We start from the raw sequence: 18544 nt of genomic DNA, 5'->3' as shown, positions 1-18544 counted from the left end.
AGGTAACTCGTTATCAGGTTGAGTACTTTCAAGAGCGGATTGAGGGCTAGCATTAATATCGGTCATGTCATCACGAGAAGTCATAAAGTCGTCTTTTATGTTGAGGATAAAATTTAAAAAGAATAGGTAAGCATAGGGATTAACAGTTAACGATTACGTTTTGCAACGCAGGAAACATACAAAAAAACAGCGTGTGCGAATGTGTCTTGCTACTATCAATGGATAGCGTTTTAAAAAAGCATTTAAATAAACGTATCGAGAATGGTGTTTTTCGTTGAAACTGGCTGATGCGATAGGGTTATTTTCAACACGTTTGATTCAGGGAATCATTATAACTGTTAAGGAAGACTTATGACCAATACAACGATTGACACAGTGACTATTAATAAGGCCGATATTGCCAGTGGCGGCATGAAATCTTACAAGCAAGATGATGATAGTATCATTTTGATTACCCGCGACGACGATGAGTTTCAGGCGTTCGATGGCAAATGCCCGCACGCAGGCGCAGATTTAGGCACAGGCTTACGTTGTGGCAATCGCGTGGTCTGTCCTTGGCATCATGCGACTTTTGATAGCCGCGATGGTACTCTGTTAGAGCCAGTCGCGACAGCAGGCTTGACTCAATATGAAGTGACCGATAACGGCGACAGCTTGACGGTGAATACCTCAGCGAAGATAGACAAAAAGATTGCAAATGATAAGCTTATCGATACGCATACGCTCATCGTGGGTGGTGGCGCAGCAGGTTTTATGACAGCGCATCAGCTGCGTAACACTGGCTATGGTGGCAAAATTACCTTAATTAGTGCTGATGATAAAGCCCCTTATAACCGTCCATTATTGTCCAAAGCGTTTTTAGCGGGCAATATGCCTGAAGAGAAGCTTCTACTAGGCGGTGCAGATTGGGCGAGCAAACACGATATTAATTTACGCTTGAATCAAACTGTCAGCGAAGTATCGCCCAATGAACGTACCATTATCATTAAAGATAAAAATGGTCATAGTGACAGACAAACCGCTGATTTTTTAGTGGTTGCAACAGGCGCTGAGCCAAAGATACCGCCTTTTAAAGGGGCTGAGCTTGATGGCGTTTATACGCTGCGCAGTATGGATGATGCCAAATTGATAAAAGTGGCCAGTCATGACCAGCGTGTGGTTATTATCGGTACTGGCTTTATCGGTATGGAGGTTGCTTCCGCATTGGCACAAGCAGGCACGACGGCTTCTATTACCGTCATCGGACAAGAGCATCGGGTAATGGGAAATATTGTCTCCGAAACGGTGAGTAATGCGCTGATTAAGCTGCATGAGGAAAAAGGTATTCAGTTTGTCTTTGATGCCAGTGTGACCGAAATCGTTGAGGTCGAAAAAGCGGATGAGACTAGTGACAGCAATTTTTCGCAAGTTGGCGGTGTCACGCTTACCAATGGCGAGTGTATAGATGCCGACATAGTGATTTTAGGGACTGGCGTAGCACCACGTATAGAACTGTTCGAAGAAGTGAATGCACCAGGTGGTGTACAAGTAGATGACCGTTTACAGCTGCGTGATGGGGTTTATGCACTGGGTGATATCGCCAAAGCTTCTGGAAAAATGGGACGCATGCGCATCGAACATTGGCGTGTGTCCTTGCAACATGGTTTAGTAACTGCGGCTGCGATATTAAATGATGAAAGTGTCAGCTCGCTCGCCGCGCGTATCCCTTTCTTTTGGACGATGCAATATGGCAAAAGCCTACGCTATAGTGGACATGCCGCGACACCCGATAATAATATCTTATTTGGTTCGCCAGACACGTTAGATTATATCGAATACTACTTTGATGATGATGGGGAAGACACACGTGCTAGTTCGGCTAGCACTTTAGGGCATGATAAAGAATTGGTTGCCTTTTCTGAACTGCTCCGCCGTGGTCATGCGCCAACGCGTACACAGCTTCAGGCAGGATTTAATATTATCGACCAAGCGCAGGTATTATCGCCCTAGTACTCAAGATGGATACATATTACTATTAAGGCTGACCTATCGATTTGGGTCAGTTTTTTTTAATACAAACAAGGAAAGGAAAAATTATAATATGAATAAAAACATTATAGATAAAGATAACTCGGAGAGAGAGTCCGTGTTTTTGCGACAAGCGCACGCCGATGATATTAGTGCACTTGAGCAATTATTAAATCGCTGTTATCGCGAGACCGCAGGTTGGACCAATGAGGCGGATTTAATTGGCGGTATTCGAACCACGTCAGCCGAGCTCGCTGCCGTGATTAATGACCCTAATCACTATTACTTTGTCTATCCAAAAACGACAACGGGCGACCGTGATGGAGAGGAAACGGGTGAGATACTTGGTTGTATCGCTGTTGATATCAAAGCCAATAATGAGGCAAGTAAAAAAGCCTATATAGGTATGTTTGCTGTACATCCTGTGCTGCAAGGGCAGGGCGTCGGCAATGTGATTTTGCAAGCAGCAGAAACCTTTGCGACTCGTCATCTACAGTCAGATGAGCAAGAAGCAGATAGAAAAACTGTACGTTTGACCATGTCTATTTTGAGTCATCGTCCTGAGCTGTTGGCTTACTATCAACGTCGAGGTTATGAGCTAAATGGTAATAAAATGCCATTTCCAAATGACGGCAATAATGGTGAGCCAAAACGTGAGGATCTGGAATTGTTAGAATTAGAAAAAATGGTTCATTAAAGAATATTGAATGTTTAAAGGCTGATTTTATTAACCTCAAAAATGACCAAAGGTCATAAATAGCCCAACACTTAGTAATATAAATGCCACGATAATTAAGCGCTTGAACCAGTTAAAAGCGGGCAAGCGCGTGGCATTGTCATCAGACATCAGATAAGCAAACAAAAATAACAAACTTGCTGCCAAGGTCATAATTCCCAGACCAATCGGTAATATAAAAAAGTACACCTGCCACACAGTTATCTCGCAACGGTTTTGAATACCACATCATAGCAGTATCGTGAATGTACTGTCAGTATGCACCGCACGTTAATTCCTTCATCTCATTAAATTATTAAAGCTATTCATCATAAATCTAAACTTGTATTCTAAAATTAAGTTGGGTATTTAGAAGTAATTCTGTATAGTGAAGTAACATTATAGATACATTGAGATTGAGATGACTAATCTGAAAAAATTGGCAGTCATAGCATTACTAACACCGCTATTTGTCGCATGCTCTAATGCACCTTCTGAAAGCACAGTTGAAGCGTTAATCGAGGCACAATACGAGCAAGCCAATAGTATGATGGACGATGCAATGGCGAACGCAGGCAATGATGAGATGGCAAAGGCGATGAGCGGCATGATGGAGGGTATGATGCCAAAGCTTGAACGCGTCGAGAATATCAACTGTGATACTGTTGAGGGCGACAATACTTATATGTGTACCGCTGATATCACTCAGACAATCGCGGGGGAGAGCCGCACTAACAAGACCAATTTCAAGGTTTATCAAGTGAACGATGAATGGGTATTAGGTAATTAGAACCAAAACTTAATATTTAAATAATTTTATAAAGGAATATATCCAGACATGCCTAATAGTACGCAACAACCCCACGTAAATATCAATAAAGACGCTAGCAATAACGATATTAATAATGTTCAAGCAAGCAGCCATAGAACAGATATGCAAGCTGCTAGTACCAAGCAGGACTCTACAAACATAGCTCTCCTAAACTGGTTAGGCTGTTTGTTCTTTGGATTTATTCCACCACTCATTATTATGCTAGTCAAAAAAGATGATGCTTATGTGCAAACACAAGCTAAAGAGGCGCTGAACTGGTCGATCACTTTCGTTATCGGCTATATTGGCTTATGGATTGTGGCAATGATACTTGGCTTTATTCTAGCCTTTATATTTGCGCCTTTAGCGATGATTCCAATGCTAGCGCTGGTATTATTTGGCTTCTCGCACTTAGTGTTTTGCGTAATGGGGGCAATCAAGTGCTCTTCTGGTAAAGATTTTAGAGTGCCTTTTAATATTCGTCTGATTAAGTAACATCAATTTAGTGGGTAACGTTAAAAAAATATACTGATATAAAACAACCCCATAAGTTGCTTACCACTTATGGGGTTGTTTTATAGAATAGGCTTTCTATTAATACTACCTACTCAAATTAACGCATTGTCACAAATTCTTCTGAGCCAGTTGGATGAATGGCAACTGTATTGTCAAAGTCCGCTTTAGTCGCGCCCATTTTGATGGCGACCGCAAAGCCCTGAATCATCTCATCGACACCAAAGCCAAGACCGTGTAGACCAATGACTTTTTCCTCATCGCCCAAGCACACCAATTTCATCATACACTTCTGACGATGCTGGGTCACCGCGCTATACATCGAGGTAAAGGTCGATTTATAACATTTGATATTATCCTTACCATAGCGCTCAACCGCGTCGATTTCAGACAAACCAATCGTACCAATAGCAGGATGGGTAAAGATCACCGTCGGTATCAACGTATAGTCCAAATGCTCATTAGGCTTGTTGTTAAACAAGCGCTCGGATAAGCGTCGACCGGCTGCAATAGCCACGGGTGTTAAATCCACACTGTTTTCGATAATATCGCCGACCGCATAGATGTTCTTAACATTGGTATTCTGGAATTTATCGACTTTGATTTTGCCAATCTCGTTCGTTTCTACACCCGTCACTTGCAGGTTGATATTGTCTGTCGATGGCGCACGACCAATCGCCCAAATCAAACAATCTGTCGTGTCTAGGCTGCCATTTTCGGTACACAAAGTCAGGCTGCCATCTTCGTTTTTATTGACTTCCGTGAGCGTAGTATTGGTATGCAATTGAATACCATCTTGCTCCATCTCTATCAGCAATGCCTCTACCACACTGTGATCAAATGAGCGCAGCGGCGAGTGCTGGCGTACATACAAATGCACCTCAGCGCCCAAACTGTTTAACACGCCTGCGATTTCAACAGCGATATATCCAGCTCCCACAATTGCCACGCGTTTTGGCAAATGATTCAACGCAAAAAAGCCGTCAGAGTCGATGCCGTATTCTGCGCCCTTGATATCTGGCTGAATCGGGTGACCGCCTGTGGCAATCAAAATATGGTCAGCGGTAATAAGCTCGCCATTCACTTCTACGGTATTGGTATCAACAAATTTGGCAAAGCCTTTGATCACTTCTACGCCATTTTTGGCTAAGTTATTGTCATAAGAGCGATGAATATTTTCGATATATTGTTGACGGCTCTGCACCAGTTTTTGAAAGTCAAAACCTTTAACATCCACATCAAAGCCATAGTCTGGCGCATATTTATGAATAGCCTCGGCAATTTGCGCGCCATACCACATCACTTTTTTGGGAACGCAGCCCAAATTCACACAAGTACCGCCCAGTTGGTTGGCTTCGATAATGGCGCATTTTTTGCCATAGCTAGCCGCACGGTTGATTGAAGCAATGCCACCGCTGCCGCCGCCAATGGCGATATAATCATAATGTTTGGTCATAATGAGATCTCTTTATTAAGTTGTTATTGGTGCTATCTTGAACTCTACCGTAATGGGTCTTATCATCCATCTTACAAGTTTTTTATGGTTAAGGTGTGTTGAACTGCTTGAGTATGGTTAGTATTTATTTGCAAATACTCTAGCAATTAGATATCTAAACCTGCCTAAACCAAACTATACAATGGCACGTCGTCTATAAAATAACAGTCCGGGAATGGATAAGCCTAGCACCAATCCTGAGGTGACAAATAAAGCTTCGAATAAATACACCATCATTTGGCTAAATAACTCGTCTGAAAAACCAAAATAACCAATCTGCACCATACTGACCATCGCTTTATACGCGGCGATACCGGGCATCATACAAATGACACTAGGCGAGATAAGTGCTTTGGGTGGTAAGGTATATTTCTTAGAAAAATACACGCCCAAAAAGCTGGCAAGCATTGCCCCAAAAAAGCTGGCAACCACGAGATGCACATGCTGATAAACGAGAGCAGTCTTTAATCCGAAGCCAAAAGCAGTCATCAGCAAACAAGGTAAAATATAGCGTTTGGGTACGCTAAACATGAGCGTCCAACCAAGGGTAATAATACATGAAAGCACCACAGTTTCAATGAACCACATCTCAAAACCCCCAATGCTGTATGCGTAGTAAAACCAGCGCCATGACGATACCAACGCACGCGGATAAGGTGAGCATATAAGTAAACACCGCACGCCCAACGCCAATATTGACATAGCCTTTTAAGATATCTGAGAACGAGTTAATTAAAGGAAAGCTGGGCACCAGTAGCAACACGCTAGAGGCAACCGCAATATCGGCATTATTACCAATATCAAAATAGTAGGTCGTCGCCCCAATTAAAGAGGCGATAAAAGCGGTCACAATGACGGTGATAAAGGGATTAAAGTGGTGTTTGGACAGATAAATACGGGTGAACATCGCTACCATACCCGCAATAAATGTCACGGCGGTAATCGACCAACTGCCACCATTCAGATAAGCAAACGCTGCGCAAGACGCACCAACAAATATGCCCACCAGCCACGTTGGGTAAACGGTCTTATCTAACTCATCAAAGGCAAGGGTAGTGCGGTCAATCAAATCGGTACTGTCTACGGTGGCTTCGGTTTTATTGATAATTTGCTGAATTTGTACCAATAAATTGACATTGATGCTTTGATTGATCGTGTCTCTGGTGGTGGTGATACAGCGTTCGTCACAGATGGTCGTCAGGGTGATAGCGTTAAAATTCAGAGAACATTCAACGCTGTTCATCCCCAACGCAAGCCCCAAGCGTTTGGACAAGTCCACCACCACGGCAGACTCAGCGCCATACTGCATAAGGAGTAAGCCGCAGCGCACGCATAGTCGAGTAATGCGTTGCTGCTTTACATAGCTGATAGAGGTCATGGTGAGACACGCAGGTTGGTATTGATACGCTATTATAAAGGGTCTGGGAGCTGACGCGCAGACATTATCGGATATTATGTTTGATGCTACGATAAATTATAAACTTTTCGACAAAGAGAAAATAGAACGTACGGTAGATGCGCGAGTGATAAATGTGATACGAGCGTTTATTTAGATGGAATCTATTTCAGGATGCTCTCTGAGCAGCGATTCTAATTAAAGGAATAAAGTTGTAGGCGTCAAATGGAGGTTGGCTGGGGCTTGTGATATCAAACAAATAATAGGTTATAAAATTAATAGACTTTTGTTTTCTATAGTGATAATCTCTTTCTCGATAATTTAGACACATTACTTACATAATAATTACATATTGATTGAATTTTAGTTACGTTATCAATTATATGTGCTCTCAATTAATGTGTGGCAAGACATGAATTTCGATAGTGGAATGTTAAGTCTATCAATTCATTGCCTTTAGCTTAGTTATTTAACTCAATTGCATCTCTCAACTAGGACGTCTAATGACCACTTTTCATAAAATAAAAAATGCTCTATTGCTGACTACTATTACTACTTTAGCAGGGTGTACTACGGTAGCCGATATGGCAGGGTACGATACGGCTTCATTAAATACCGATGCGGCTAAAAGTTACTCTCAAGTGGTCTCTAAAGCCAGTAGTCAAGGCGCGGTAGATAATACTTCTGCTACCGCCATTCGAGTTAAAAACGTCTTTAATCGTATGAAGCCCTACGCCGTTCGCGCTAATACAACAGGCGTCCCTTTTGATTGGCAGGTCACGGTTATACGGTCACCTGAATTAAATGCTTGGGCAATGCCGGGTGGTAAGATGGCTTTTTATACCGGTATTGTAGAAAAGCTACAGTTAACAGATGCAGAGATCGCGGCAATCATGGGACACGAAATGACCCATGCGCTATCTGAGCACAGTAAAAAAGATGCTGGGCAAAAAATTCTGACAGGCTTAGCGCTGCAGTTAGGTGGTGCCGAACTACAGTCAAGAACAGGGTTAAGTGATGATGCGTTGGGTTTGATTAGTGACTATGGACTTGATAAGCCATTTTCTCGTAGTCAGGAGTCACAAGCCGATGCGGGTGGTCTACGCTTGATGGCGCAGGCAGGCTACAATCCAGAAGCTGCCGTTGCAGTATGGCAAAAAATGGAGGCTGCCAATGGTCGTAGCAACACCATAGCTACTTTAATGTCTACGCATCCAAACTCTGGGCAGCGTATCGCTAAAATTCAGGCACTCTTACCTGAGGTTACGCCAGTTTATCAAGCGGCTGCTAAAGCACCTGCTAACGCAACTAGTGGGGCAACGACTGGAGTAACGACTAGAACCATTAAACGTAAATAACTCAGTAAATGCTATCAAATCAGTGAATGTTATCAAAAAAGGTAAGTCAAACGACTTGCCTTTTTTTACAAGGAAATATCTAAAGGTGGCTGATTTAAATTTTATCTGACGTCGTGATTTTGGGTGTCAAGTAGGTTGGCAGCGAGGTAAGAGGTCTAACAACTAAGTATTGGAGCCAATCCTGCTTTCCGCTCATATCTACTCACTGATACGAGGCGAGGGCTACGGTTTGTACTGTCTCTTGCTCCGCGTAGCCAATCCAAAACCTAGTCCTCGCAACTCGTTCAATTGAGCAGGATAACCGCTACAATCGGGGCTAAACCGCGTCTCATGACAGCTATTCAGTATTACGATTATATATTCTCTAAGTTATTCGTAAGCTCTAAAAGATGCTCGATAGCTGCTTTGCTATTCGGTTTTTCTTCGATTCTCTCTTGGAGTAACTCTAAAGTCCATTTCTTAACCTCTTCAAATTTAGCAATATCGGTTTTAAAAGCAGGGTGTTTTAGCAATTCTTGAATATATCGAATTCTATCTATTCCATCATCAAGCGGTTGCCAAACAACAGAACTGAATTTTTCTTTGCTAATATTTTGTATAGCTTCAAAAAAATCCTCACTATCATTTCCATGTTTGCAAAATCGCATAAAAATTTCGGATAGGGTACTAGCATCAGTATTTAGAGCCAGTCCCTTTTTTTGATCATTAATTGTTTGCAAAAGAAAGTTATAAAAAATATCGGAAGTTACTGGAGTTCTAAGATAATAATCTCCTATAAACCACTCTTCTGGTCCTTTCTTAACTCTCTCTTCTATATATTGTTTCACTAACTCTTCAAATTGGTTGGCTAACTCAGAAGAACCATTTTTTTCGAGTATATTGTAATGGAAGCTTAAATTAGGGAATGCTTCTCTGTCTATTCTATCTTTAATATTGTCAAACAGTCTCTGATTGAAGCTTTGATCTGAGTTTAAATTACGATATTCAGCCATCAAATCTTGCTTTTCTCTATCGCTTTCTAATTGAGTTTCTGTGAGTCTATCTGATCGACTTAATTCTTCGATAACATCACTTTCTGCATCTAAGTTGATGAGTAAGTCTGTTATTATTTTATTCCAGCCTGACAGTTCAAAGTAGCTATAAAACTGAGAAATAACATCATCCATTACTTTGAATTTTCTTGCTACTTCAACTTTCTCTTCATCATCTAATCTATTTTCATCTAATTTGAATGCAAGATCAAAGTCATAACCACGAAGCTCATCGACTCTAGGTGAGCTGAATGACTTCACAAAGAAATCGAAATCGATAGTATTGTCAAAAGTAGAAGGCATATCATGAGCCATACGTATAATTAAAAGAGCTTCCAAAATTTGTTGTTTACTAGTGAAAGACAGGTCATCGTCTGAATTATCTAGTATAGCTTTGAAAGTTCTTTCAACTCGCTGGTAAAACCTTATATTTTTGATGTCCATAGTTTGATAAAAATTTTCATATATAGGAAAAAGCTCATTATTTATGATTATCTCTTTGATGATAGATAGTGAGTTATCTAAAGTTAACACTTCATCAAACACTTTTTCCTTATATTCTATAAAATCTTTGTCTGCTTTACCTTCATGTAATATCACTACTACTTTACAGTTTTTTTCTAAGCTTAAATGATTTACTAAACCCATCACATCTTTAATGTCTAGGTTTTTAGATAGCCTTTCAATATCGTCAATGCAAATCAACGTGTCTCCAATAATACTGGTAATGGCACTGCTAATTAAGCCTTTACCGAGAGACAAAGTGACACCTGTACCTTCAATTTTTGGTAAGTCTATAGCATCCAATCCTTTCTTAAATATGCTTTTTAGTCCAGTAGCGTAGTCCTTCTTTTGAGTAGTAGCATGAGTGCTAAGTGCAATCTCGAACTTCAAAGCATCTATTGAATCAACGCCAAATAGCGAAACATAAGAATATTTACTGACTCCTAAATCTTTATGGTTTTTCTTGTAAAACTCTTTCCAAAAATGAGTCTTACCAACTCCCCATTCGCCAGTTAAAGCAATGGCACAAGGTTTTTCAGTTTCGATAAGATTTACAAGTCTTTTTTCTAGATTTTCTACATTTGCCATTGCTTATTGCCTTACATATGTTCTTAAATTAACGATTATATTAACACCAAAATAAAACTCCTACCCAACAAAAAAGGCCACTCCCTAAAGAGTAGCCTTTCATCATCAGTCATCTAAAAAATGCTAGTTATTGCGGACGGCCTTGACCATGTCCTTCAGGTTTTTTATAGCCTTTTGCAGTCATACATGCTTCTAGTTTTTTCATATCACTTTGGCTTGGACGACTTTCTTTAGACATTTTCACGCCAACTCGTTGAGCACAGTCATCCATTGCTTGTTTCATTTCTGATGACATCGCAGGTCTTTTATGATTATGATCACTTGTGCCGTTTGACGCACAGGCACTAATGCCAACAGTAGATGCTAAGACAATGAACAGTAATTTTTTCATAAAAAGTCCTTAAAAGTTTTAGAGATCGTACAAGAGTAAATAGCGTCAATTTGTGCATGCTATATCGTTATTAACCAGTTGTTTCTATATCGTATACATTTGCGCATGATGCTTAACCATTTAAATATTAATACAATCAACGTTTAAGTATCTTTAATAAAGATTAAGAAAGGTAACGCAACGAATTAGTACCAGTTGAAACCTCACAAACTCATCTATCAATCAAGATTCACAGCTCGTAGGTTGGACAAAGCTTTATGCCACCCAACAAAAAAGGCCACTCTATAATAGAGTAGCCTTTGATCAATAATTATCTAAATGCTATTAGCTCACTTCTTTCATGCCTTGCTCTAGCATCGGCTTTAAAAATATACCAGTATAGGATTCTGTGACTTCAGCTACTTGTTCAGGCGTGCCTTCAGCGATGATCATACCACCACCTTTACCACCTTCAGGGCCTAGGTCAATCACCCAATCCGCCGTTTTGATGACGTCAAGATTGTGCTCGATGACGACGATAGTGTTACCTTTATCTCGTAGAGCGTGCAAGATATGCAGCAGCTTATCGATATCATGAAAATGCAAACCAGTGGTTGGCTCATCCAAGATATAGAGCGTTTGTCCCGTATCGCGTTTGGCCAGCTCACGCGCTAATTTAACACGTTGCGCTTCACCACCAGATAATGTCGGTGCAGACTGACCCAAGCGAATATAGCTAAGACCGACATCCATCAATGCTTGCAGACGACGATAAATCGCTGGAATGGCTGAGAAGAATTCAGTGGCATCTTCTACGGTCATATCTAGGACATCGGCAATATTTTTACCTTTATAGTGAATCTCTAAGGTCTCACGGTTATAGCGCTTACCTTCGCAGGTATCACATGGCACATACATATCAGGTAAGAAATGCATCTCAACTTTGATAAGACCATCACCTTGACACATCTCACAGCGTCCGCCTTTTACGTTGAAGCTAAAGCGACCCGGTTTGTAACCACGGGCGCGTGCTTCTTGCGTTTGTGCAAACATCTCACGTACTGGGGTAAATACACCGGTATACGTCGCTGGATTTGAGCGCGGCGTACGACCAATCGGGCTTTGATCGATATCGACCATTTTATCCAAATGCTCAAGACCACTAATACTCTCATGTTTATCAGCGATAAGCGTTGAGGCATTATTTAACTGGGTTGCTGCTAATGGCATTAAGGTACGGTTGATCAAAGTTGATTTGCCCGAACCTGAGACACCCGTGATACAAGTCATAATACCAATGGGAATGGTCAAATCTACATCATGCAAGTTATTACCTGAGGCACCTTTTAGCTCAATCGTCATCGGGACTTTTTGAGCTTTGGCCTTACCTTTGACTTCCATATCGGTCGTTTTGGCTTTATGACGAATGGCTGGAATCTCGATTCTCTTCTTACCAGACATATATTGTCCAGTCAGCGATTCTTTGTTTGCCATAATGTCATCGACCGTACCTTGAGCGATAATATGACCACCGTGTACGCCTGCACCAATACCGATATCAATCACATGATCTGCTTGGCGAATGGCATCTTCATCATGCTCAACGACCAGTACGGTATTACCCAAATCACGCAAGCGCGTTAGAGTTTTTAGCAGACGATCATTGTCGCGCTGATGTAGACCAATCGATGGCTCATCAAGCACATACATCACGCCCATTAGTCCTGCGCCAATTTGGCTAGCCAGACGAATACGCTGTGCTTCACCGCCCGATAGCGTTTCAGCAGAACGTGCAAGGGAGAGATAATCAAGTCCAACACTGACAAGGAAGTTTAAACGCTCATTAATCTCTTTAAAGATTTTTTCCGCGACTTCACCTTTATGACCGCTAATTTTTAGCGTTTTATAATAGTCAGCAGCATCACCGATAGACAGCTTAACGATTTGGGCGATGGTGTGATTCTCAACACGGACATTGCGTGATATCTCATTAAGACGTGCGCCATCACAGACGTTACACGTGGTATCCGCCAAGTATTTTGCCAACTCATCACGCACAAGATTGCTTTGGGTTTTGGCATAACGGCGCTCTAAATAAGGCAGCACTCCTTCAAACGGCACGGTCTTATTGGTCTTACGACCGCGCTCATCAGTAAAGTTAAAGGTGAGCTTCTCTTTACCAGAGCCTTGCATGATGAGGTCTTGCTGTTCTTTTGGCAAATCTTGCCACGGTGCATCCATGTCAATTTTGAAATGATTACAAACGGTAGAGAGCAAACCAAAGTAGTAGGCATGACGCTTATCCCAACCATTAATCGCGCCTTGATTCAGCGATTTTTCATGATGGGTAATCAGCTTTTCGGCAGAAAAATACTGACGTTTACCAAGACCGTCACAGCTTGGGCAAGCGCCATATGGGTTGTTAAAACTGAACATGCGTGGCTCAAGCTCAGGTACGGCACGATCACAGACAGGGCAGGAGTGCTTGGCTGACATGACTTGGTTTTCGTCGCCGCCTTCTTTTGGATTACCATCCATGAAGTGTAGCGTGACCAGACCTTGACCCAAACGTAAAGCTGTCTCTAAGCTCTCTGCAACACGGTTACCCAAATCATCACGGACTTTAAAGCGGTCAACGACCACTTCGATGGTGTGTTTTTTCTTTTTATCTAGGGTTGGTAGCTCATCGGTATCGTAGACATCGCCATCAACACGCACGCGCACAAAGCCTTGACCAATTAGTTGCTCAAGCAGGACCGTATGCTCGCCTTTACGCTCACGAATCACTGGAGCTAAGATCATGATTTTGGTGTCGTCTGGCAACGCCATGACTTGGTCAACCATCTCGGTGACTGACTGCGCGACCATTGGCTCGCCATGCTCAGGGCAAAAAGGCGTACCGATACGTGCATAGAGCAGACGCAAGTAGTCATAAATCTCGGTGATCGTACCGACGGTAGAACGTGGGTTATGATTGGTCGATTTTTGCTCGATAGCAATTGCTGGCGACAAGCCTTCTATGCTATCGACGTCAGGCTTCTCCATTTGCGAGAGGAACTGACGCGCATACGCCGACAAGCTCTCGACATAACGACGCTGCCCTTCGGCATACAGCGTATCGAATGCCAATGACGATTTACCAGAGCCTGATAAACCTGTAATTACTACGAACTTGTCGCGTGGAATGTCTAAATCGATATTTTTTAGATTATGAGTGCGTGCGCCGCGAACCTTAATATACTCGTGTGCCATCGGTGTTAGGTTTCCTATTTGCTAAAAGGGGATTGAAAATATCTCAAATTAAAAGCTAAATATAGATCAATAGAATGGTTGGTTAAAAACGTGAATATTTCGTAAGTTTATAATGTGGTTATAAATAGTTTTATTATCAAAGATTTTGTTATAAATAATATTTTTATAAAGTGTTCATACGTTGATGAAGTGAGAGCTATAGATGCCTAATTTACTGTTTTAATTTTTATAATTGCTGAGCAGTATGCTGCTCGGCGTTCATTTTGCTGTTTTCTTATTCTACAGCCTTTGAGGTGATTGGTTTTCGTATGACTAAGCAAATCTAAATCAAATCAATGTTAAGTAGTAGTCATCTTTTGTCATGGTTTTGACCAAAATGTCATTTTATAGAGGAGTTTGTCATCTAAGCGATCGCTCTAGCTGACGAGTAATAATATTTATGACGCCTTACTTTATTGTCATGGCGACCGCATTATTCAAGGTGTGATTGCACATCCGATGCAGTTGGTAACAAAATAATCGCGTAATATGAATGGCTTGGGTTGAAGAGGTATAGGAGGCTGTACCAATAAGACAAAAGTCTCGGCACGCAAACGGCGAATGTCTTATACTAGTGAGCTTAATTTGTAGCTAAAGTCTTGATAGCATCACAATAGTATAAGCAGCGCAGTAGTGATAAATCAGCAATGACAAACCAGTGAGGCAAGTATGAATAGCGTAGAAAAACGGGCAATCCTCGGGGTCGGTGGTATATTTGCTTTGCGGATGATTGGTCTGTTTATGATTGTGCCTGTGTTTTCTGTATATGGTGACAATTATGCGCACGCGACGCCATTTTTGATTGGTTTGGCGGTCGGTATTTATGGTCTAGGGCAGGCGATATTTCAGATTCCTATGAGTCTTGCTGCGGATAAATTCCCGCGTAAGCCGATTATCTTTTTAGGACTCATCTTATTTGCTCTCGGCGGTATCATTGCCGCCAATGCGACTGATATTTATGAGGTCATTATTGGTCGAGCACTGGCAGGTAGTGGCGCGGTTTCTGCGGTATTGATGGCATTGTTGGCTGATGTAACGCGCGAAGAAATGCGTACCAAAGCGATGGCAACGATGGGTTTGACCATTGCAACCTCCATTATGCTCGCCTTTGCCTTTGGTCCGTTATTGGTTGGCTCACTAGGTATCTCTGGTTTATTTTGGTTGACATCAGGCTTTGCTGTTTTGGCGATGCTATTACTGTTGTTTGTGCCGACACCGCTACGAGTGCTTAAACACAATTTAGACAATAAATCGATTGGTCAACAATTAGCGACCGTCCTCAAAATCGGCGATTTAAACCGTTTACATATCGGTATCTTTGCTCTGCATCTAACCATGACGGCGATATTTGTGATATTGCCGCATCAGCTTAATGAGGTGATGGGTTTATCGGTACGTCAGCAAGGCTTGGTTTATTTGCCGCTGTTATTTATCGGTTTTGCCGTCGCCATTCCTTTTATCATTATCGCCGAAAAGAAACGCAAAATGCGCCAAGTATTCTTAGGCGCGATTGCGCTGATGACCGCTGCTTTAGCGATATTGGCTATTGGCAGTCAGGTTGGCGTTGGTATTATATTAGGTCTGTTATTGTACTTTATGGGCTTTAACTTGCTTGAGGCAACGATTCCCTCATGGATATCTAAGCGCGCCCCAGTCGCTAACAAAGCCACTGCGATGGGGCTAAATTCATCTAGCCAGTTCTTTGGCGCGTTCGTTGGTGGTGCGATGGGTGGTTTGTTATTAAGTCAGCCGAATTTGCTGGCGTGGGGTATTTTAGCCGTCATTATGGGCGTGGCACTACTCATTATTATCCCCATTTCTCAGCCGCCATACTTATCGAGTACCACGGTGACCATCCCTAAAGACATTAATATCCAAGACTGGTCACGGCAAATGCTGGCGGTAGATGGCGTAGATGAGCTGGTCGTGATGGCGAAAGAGCAAGTCGCTTATTTAAAATTAGACAAGACACAATTGACAGATGACTCGCGCATGCAGTTATCGAGTTTGGCACAGAGCCCACTAGATATTTAATACACCGTATAGGCAACGTACTTAGGCGAGTAGAGATAAGGTTGAATAGGCAAAAACTGAGTAGACAACGACTAGATAGACAGCCATTATTAATAAGTAAACGCTAAATCTTTATCTCTATTTAAAAGGAATTAATATGAGTAAGTTTACGATGTTGTCTGGTGGTGTTAGGAAAAATATTGCACCTCGAGTAATGGCAAAGCTGGCAATAGGTGCTGGTGTATCAGCCACGTTACTACTCTCAGGTTGCGCCACACAAAATATCCAAGCCTATCAGAACAGCACGCCCACGCTCGATATGCATGAGTTCTTCTCAGGTCAAATCGATGGTTGGGGCATGTTTCAAGGTCGCAATGGCGAGGTCAAAAGACGCTTTTACGTTGATATTGATGCCACTCACGAAGGCGATAATGTCATCGTTTTAGATGAGAAGTTCGCATGGGCAGATGGATCAAAATCACAGCGTATATGGCGATTGACCAAACAAGCTGATGGTAGCTGGAAAGGCACAGCAGGCGATGTCATTGGCGAGGCAACAGGGAAAGTGGTTGGCAATACCTTGCATTAGAATTACTTGTTAGAGCTACCCGTTGAGGATAAAACCTACAAAGTGAATTTTGATGACTGGATGTATCTGGTCGATAAAGACGTCATGCTCAATCGCTCAGTCATGAAAAAATTTGGCGTAGAGCTGGGTAGCGTCACCTTGAGTATGCATCGCAATAACGAGAGCAATGATTCTAAATAAGTTTCTAAAGGACAGAGTGAGTTGATGAGTCAGTAACTGGTAATAGTATTAATTCGCTTAATAAAATGGCAAAATAGCAATATCATGGTTTTTTAAACCCAAAAATTATAATATATAGCTAAACGACATAGATTGTCGTCTTTAATAGATAGCTTGTAGATATTCCAATAAAAATTGATTACAGTAAAATCATTAATGAATGCGCTTAGCTGCACAGTCATTAAAGCGATTCATAAAATTATTCATAAGTAAAAGGACGGTATCATGCGCGGAGTTAATAAAGTTATCATCATCGGTAACCTTGGAGCAGACCCTGAGGCACGTCAATTTAATAACGGCGGTAGCGTTACCAATATCTCGGTTGCAACGTCAGAGCAGTGGACCGACAAGCAAAGTGGCGAAAAAAGAGAAGCGACGGAATGGCATCGTATTTCTCTATTTAATCGTTTGGGTGAAATCGCCGCGCAGTATTTGCGTAAAGGCAGTAAAGTTTATATCGAAGGCAGTTTGCGTACTCGTAAATATCAAGATCCCAATGGTCAAGACCGTTATATTACTGAGATTCGCGCTGAGCAAATGCAAATGCTAGATGGTGCGACTGGTGGTCAAAGTGATAATAGCTTTGGCGGTCAAAATCAGGGTCAAGGTGGTGGCTATGGCAATCAAGGTGGTCAAAGCAATCAAAACAACTTTGGTCAGCAAGCAAACAATCAGCCAGCACAGCAAGGCGGTTACAACCAGTCAGCTGCTCAAGGTGGTCAAAACAGCTTTAACAATCAAAGCGCACCTGCTCAGCAGAACCAGTTCAATCAACCTGCGCAAAAGCCTGCACAGTCAAAGCCAACAGCAATGCCAGACGGTCCTGTCGATGATGATATTCCGTTCTGAGGAATACACCTTAGACTTTAATGTAAAGTATGTTCCCTGAAGACCCTGCAATTGCAGGGTTTTTTTATGGCTAGGGATAAATGACTTAAAAAAATAGATTTTTTATAGTGCCCATAAAGGTCGTATGAGAGTGAGCGCGTTTAGAAAGATATACTTTATCAATTGCTATATTATCTCGCTAAAAAAGTAAAACGTTTGTTGGTTTTTATAGTTGCGTCTTGATGGTTATTTTAAAGCATAGAAAATTAATTATTGGTTGGTAAACGATTTAGTAAGAAGATAAAGCGGATAAGTATTAACCTACTTCATTGATTTTATCGATTTTTTTATTCTCACTATCTTATCAAATTTTATATTGAAATTTATGAAAACTACCTTTCATATCCTATATAGACCGTCTGTTCTATTGGATTTAATTAATGCTAACGGTTCATTAAATGGGTTGATATAATCCACTCGAATCAATAATTCAAACAATATTAAATGTGGGGCTTTCATTTAAAGTGATTCTTATTAACCAATAAAAAGTCAAAATTTGACTGTTTAATGGCTGAAATAATAAAAATTTATCTGGTCGACTGCTTAGGACAGGGTTGGTTCAATGTGAAAGGTTAAAGCTGTCACGCTTTTATAATCAATTGACTATAGTCTAATCCAAATAAAACCGATACAACCCTATTAACAATTGCATTTAATGAAATAAACGATGACTTATTCAATAGACTATCGCAAACAGGTACTTTCTAGCATCACTGATGGTATGACCATACGAGAAGCTGCGCTATTTTATGGACT

15 protein-coding genes and 1 pseudogene are annotated in these 18544 nt (G+C 41.5%); 8 read left to right on the top strand and 8 right to left on the bottom strand.

Annotated elements, in window-relative coordinates:
• Positions 1–351 precede the first annotated feature (351 nt).
• The gene (locus ACI2JM_RS07020) at positions 352–1989 is read left to right on the top strand and encodes an FAD-dependent oxidoreductase (protein WP_404643182.1); all 1638 of its coding nucleotides are present in this window, start codon (positions 352–354) and stop codon (positions 1987–1989) included.
• A 91-nt stretch (positions 1990–2080) separates the two neighbouring features.
• Complete coding sequence (locus tag ACI2JM_RS07015) at positions 2081–2704, top strand: GNAT family N-acetyltransferase (protein WP_404643180.1); 624 nt, start codon at positions 2081–2083, stop codon at positions 2702–2704.
• A gap of 36 nt (positions 2705–2740) precedes the next feature.
• Here the strand turns inward: ACI2JM_RS07015 and ACI2JM_RS07010 are convergent, their stop codons facing one another.
• The gene (locus ACI2JM_RS07010) at positions 2741–2896 is read right to left on the bottom strand and encodes a hypothetical protein (protein ID WP_404643178.1); all 156 of its coding nucleotides are present in this window, start codon (positions 2894–2896) and stop codon (positions 2741–2743) included.
• A gap of 247 nt (positions 2897–3143) precedes the next feature.
• Here ACI2JM_RS07010 and ACI2JM_RS07005 point away from each other — a divergent pair, with 247 nt between their 5' ends.
• Both ACI2JM_RS07005 and ACI2JM_RS07000 read left to right on the top strand, forming a co-directional pair.
• Positions 3144–3512: a hypothetical protein gene (locus tag ACI2JM_RS07005; protein ID WP_045454206.1), complete on the top strand. Its 369-nt coding sequence runs from the start codon at positions 3144–3146 to the stop codon at positions 3510–3512.
• A 48-nt stretch (positions 3513–3560) separates the two neighbouring features.
• On the top strand, positions 3561–4028 hold the full coding sequence (locus ACI2JM_RS07000; protein WP_404643176.1) for a DUF4870 domain-containing protein: 468 nt from the start codon (positions 3561–3563) through the stop codon (positions 4026–4028).
• 118 nt (positions 4029–4146) lie between these two features.
• Here ACI2JM_RS07000 and gorA read toward each other — a convergent pair whose 3' ends face one another.
• The 3 genes from gorA to ACI2JM_RS06985 all read right to left on the bottom strand — a co-directional run bounded on the left by gorA (position 4147) and on the right by ACI2JM_RS06985 (position 6919).
• Complete coding sequence (gene gorA / locus ACI2JM_RS06995) at positions 4147–5502, bottom strand: glutathione-disulfide reductase (protein ID WP_404643174.1); 1356 nt, start codon at positions 5500–5502, stop codon at positions 4147–4149.
• 174 nt (positions 5503–5676) lie between these two features.
• Entirely contained in the window at positions 5677–6129 is a 453-nt protein-coding gene (locus tag ACI2JM_RS06990) for a threonine/serine exporter family protein (protein ID WP_010201359.1), read from the bottom strand.
• Position 6130: 1 nt separating this feature from the next.
• On the bottom strand, positions 6131–6919 hold the full coding sequence (locus ACI2JM_RS06985) for a threonine/serine exporter ThrE family protein (RefSeq protein ID WP_045444295.1): 789 nt from the start codon (positions 6917–6919) through the stop codon (positions 6131–6133).
• A 521-nt stretch (positions 6920–7440) separates the two neighbouring features.
• Between ACI2JM_RS06985 and ACI2JM_RS06980 the strand changes: the two genes are divergently transcribed.
• Complete coding sequence (locus ACI2JM_RS06980) at positions 7441–8295, top strand: M48 family metallopeptidase (RefSeq protein WP_404643171.1); 855 nt, start codon at positions 7441–7443, stop codon at positions 8293–8295.
• A gap of 284 nt (positions 8296–8579) precedes the next feature.
• Here ACI2JM_RS06980 and ACI2JM_RS06975 read toward each other — a convergent pair whose 3' ends face one another.
• The 4 genes from ACI2JM_RS06975 to uvrA form a co-directional block, all read right to left on the bottom strand.
• Positions 8580–8627 (bottom strand): archaellin/type IV pilin N-terminal domain-containing protein, encoded by a 48-nt coding sequence (locus ACI2JM_RS06975; protein ID WP_372814928.1) that lies wholly within the window; start codon positions 8625–8627, stop codon positions 8580–8582.
• Positions 8628–8648: 21 nt separating this feature from the next.
• Positions 8649–10418 (bottom strand): P-loop NTPase fold protein, encoded by a 1770-nt coding sequence (locus tag ACI2JM_RS06970; RefSeq protein WP_404643169.1) that lies wholly within the window; start codon positions 10416–10418, stop codon positions 8649–8651.
• Between the two features lie 127 nt (positions 10419–10545).
• The gene (locus tag ACI2JM_RS06965) at positions 10546–10809 is read right to left on the bottom strand and encodes a hypothetical protein (protein ID WP_404643167.1); all 264 of its coding nucleotides are present in this window, start codon (positions 10807–10809) and stop codon (positions 10546–10548) included.
• A 324-nt stretch (positions 10810–11133) separates the two neighbouring features.
• Positions 11134–14040 carry an excinuclease ABC subunit UvrA gene (gene uvrA / locus ACI2JM_RS06960; protein ID WP_404643165.1) on the bottom strand — a complete coding sequence of 969 codons (2907 nt, stop codon included), beginning with the start codon at positions 14038–14040 and terminating at the stop codon, positions 11134–11136.
• A 708-nt stretch (positions 14041–14748) separates the two neighbouring features.
• On the opposite strand from uvrA, the gene ACI2JM_RS06955 reads away from it, so the two are divergent.
• The 3 genes and pseudogenes from ACI2JM_RS06955 (at position 14749) to ssb (ending at position 17749) form a co-directional block, all read left to right on the top strand.
• Positions 14749–16113 (top strand): MFS transporter, encoded by a 1365-nt coding sequence (locus ACI2JM_RS06955; protein ID WP_404643163.1) that lies wholly within the window; start codon positions 14749–14751, stop codon positions 16111–16113.
• Between the two features lie 136 nt (positions 16114–16249).
• Positions 16250–16861, top strand: a pseudogene (locus ACI2JM_RS06950) (DUF3833 domain-containing protein).
• A 264-nt stretch (positions 16862–17125) separates the two neighbouring features.
• Positions 17126–17749 (top strand): single-stranded DNA-binding protein, encoded by a 624-nt coding sequence (gene ssb / locus ACI2JM_RS06945; RefSeq protein ID WP_238048566.1) that lies wholly within the window; start codon positions 17126–17128, stop codon positions 17747–17749.
• The last annotated feature ends 795 nt before the right edge of the window (positions 17750–18544 follow it).

The organism is Psychrobacter sp. NPDC064578, from assembly GCF_044901245.1.
In the GTDB taxonomy this organism is placed as follows: domain Bacteria; phylum Pseudomonadota; class Gammaproteobacteria; order Pseudomonadales; family Moraxellaceae; genus Psychrobacter; species Psychrobacter cibarius_C.
This window is presented reverse-complemented; position numbering and strand designations above follow the sequence as displayed.

Excerpts from the sequence above, each read along its gene's own strand:
- ACI2JM_RS06955 (WP_404643163.1), top strand. The coding sequence starts at position 14,749 with ATGAATAGCGTAGAAAAACGGGCAATCCTCGGGGTCGGTGGTATATTT.
- ACI2JM_RS07020 (WP_404643182.1), top strand. The coding sequence starts at position 352 with ATGACCAATACAACGATTGACACAGTGACTATTAATAAGGCCGATATT.
- ACI2JM_RS06965 (WP_404643167.1), bottom strand. The coding sequence starts at position 10,809 with ATGAAAAAATTACTGTTCATTGTCTTAGCATCTACTGTTGGCATTAGT.
- ACI2JM_RS06970 (WP_404643169.1), bottom strand. The coding sequence starts at position 10,418 with ATGGCAAATGTAGAAAATCTAGAAAAAAGACTTGTAAATCTTATCGAA.
- ACI2JM_RS07010 (WP_404643178.1), bottom strand. The coding sequence starts at position 2,896 with ATGACCTTGGCAGCAAGTTTGTTATTTTTGTTTGCTTATCTGATGTCT.
- gorA (WP_404643174.1), bottom strand. The coding sequence starts at position 5,502 with ATGACCAAACATTATGATTATATCGCCATTGGCGGCGGCAGCGGTGGC.
- ACI2JM_RS07005 (WP_045454206.1), top strand. The coding sequence starts at position 3,144 with ATGACTAATCTGAAAAAATTGGCAGTCATAGCATTACTAACACCGCTA.
- ACI2JM_RS06980 (WP_404643171.1), top strand. The coding sequence starts at position 7,441 with ATGACCACTTTTCATAAAATAAAAAATGCTCTATTGCTGACTACTATT.
- ssb (WP_238048566.1), top strand. The coding sequence starts at position 17,126 with ATGCGCGGAGTTAATAAAGTTATCATCATCGGTAACCTTGGAGCAGAC.
- ACI2JM_RS06985 (WP_045444295.1), bottom strand. The coding sequence starts at position 6,919 with ATGACCTCTATCAGCTATGTAAAGCAGCAACGCATTACTCGACTATGC.
- ACI2JM_RS07015 (WP_404643180.1), top strand. The coding sequence starts at position 2,081 with ATGAATAAAAACATTATAGATAAAGATAACTCGGAGAGAGAGTCCGTG.
- ACI2JM_RS07000 (WP_404643176.1), top strand. The coding sequence starts at position 3,561 with ATGCCTAATAGTACGCAACAACCCCACGTAAATATCAATAAAGACGCT.
- uvrA (WP_404643165.1), bottom strand. The coding sequence starts at position 14,040 with ATGGCACACGAGTATATTAAGGTTCGCGGCGCACGCACTCATAATCTA.
- ACI2JM_RS06990 (WP_010201359.1), bottom strand. The coding sequence starts at position 6,129 with ATGTGGTTCATTGAAACTGTGGTGCTTTCATGTATTATTACCCTTGGT.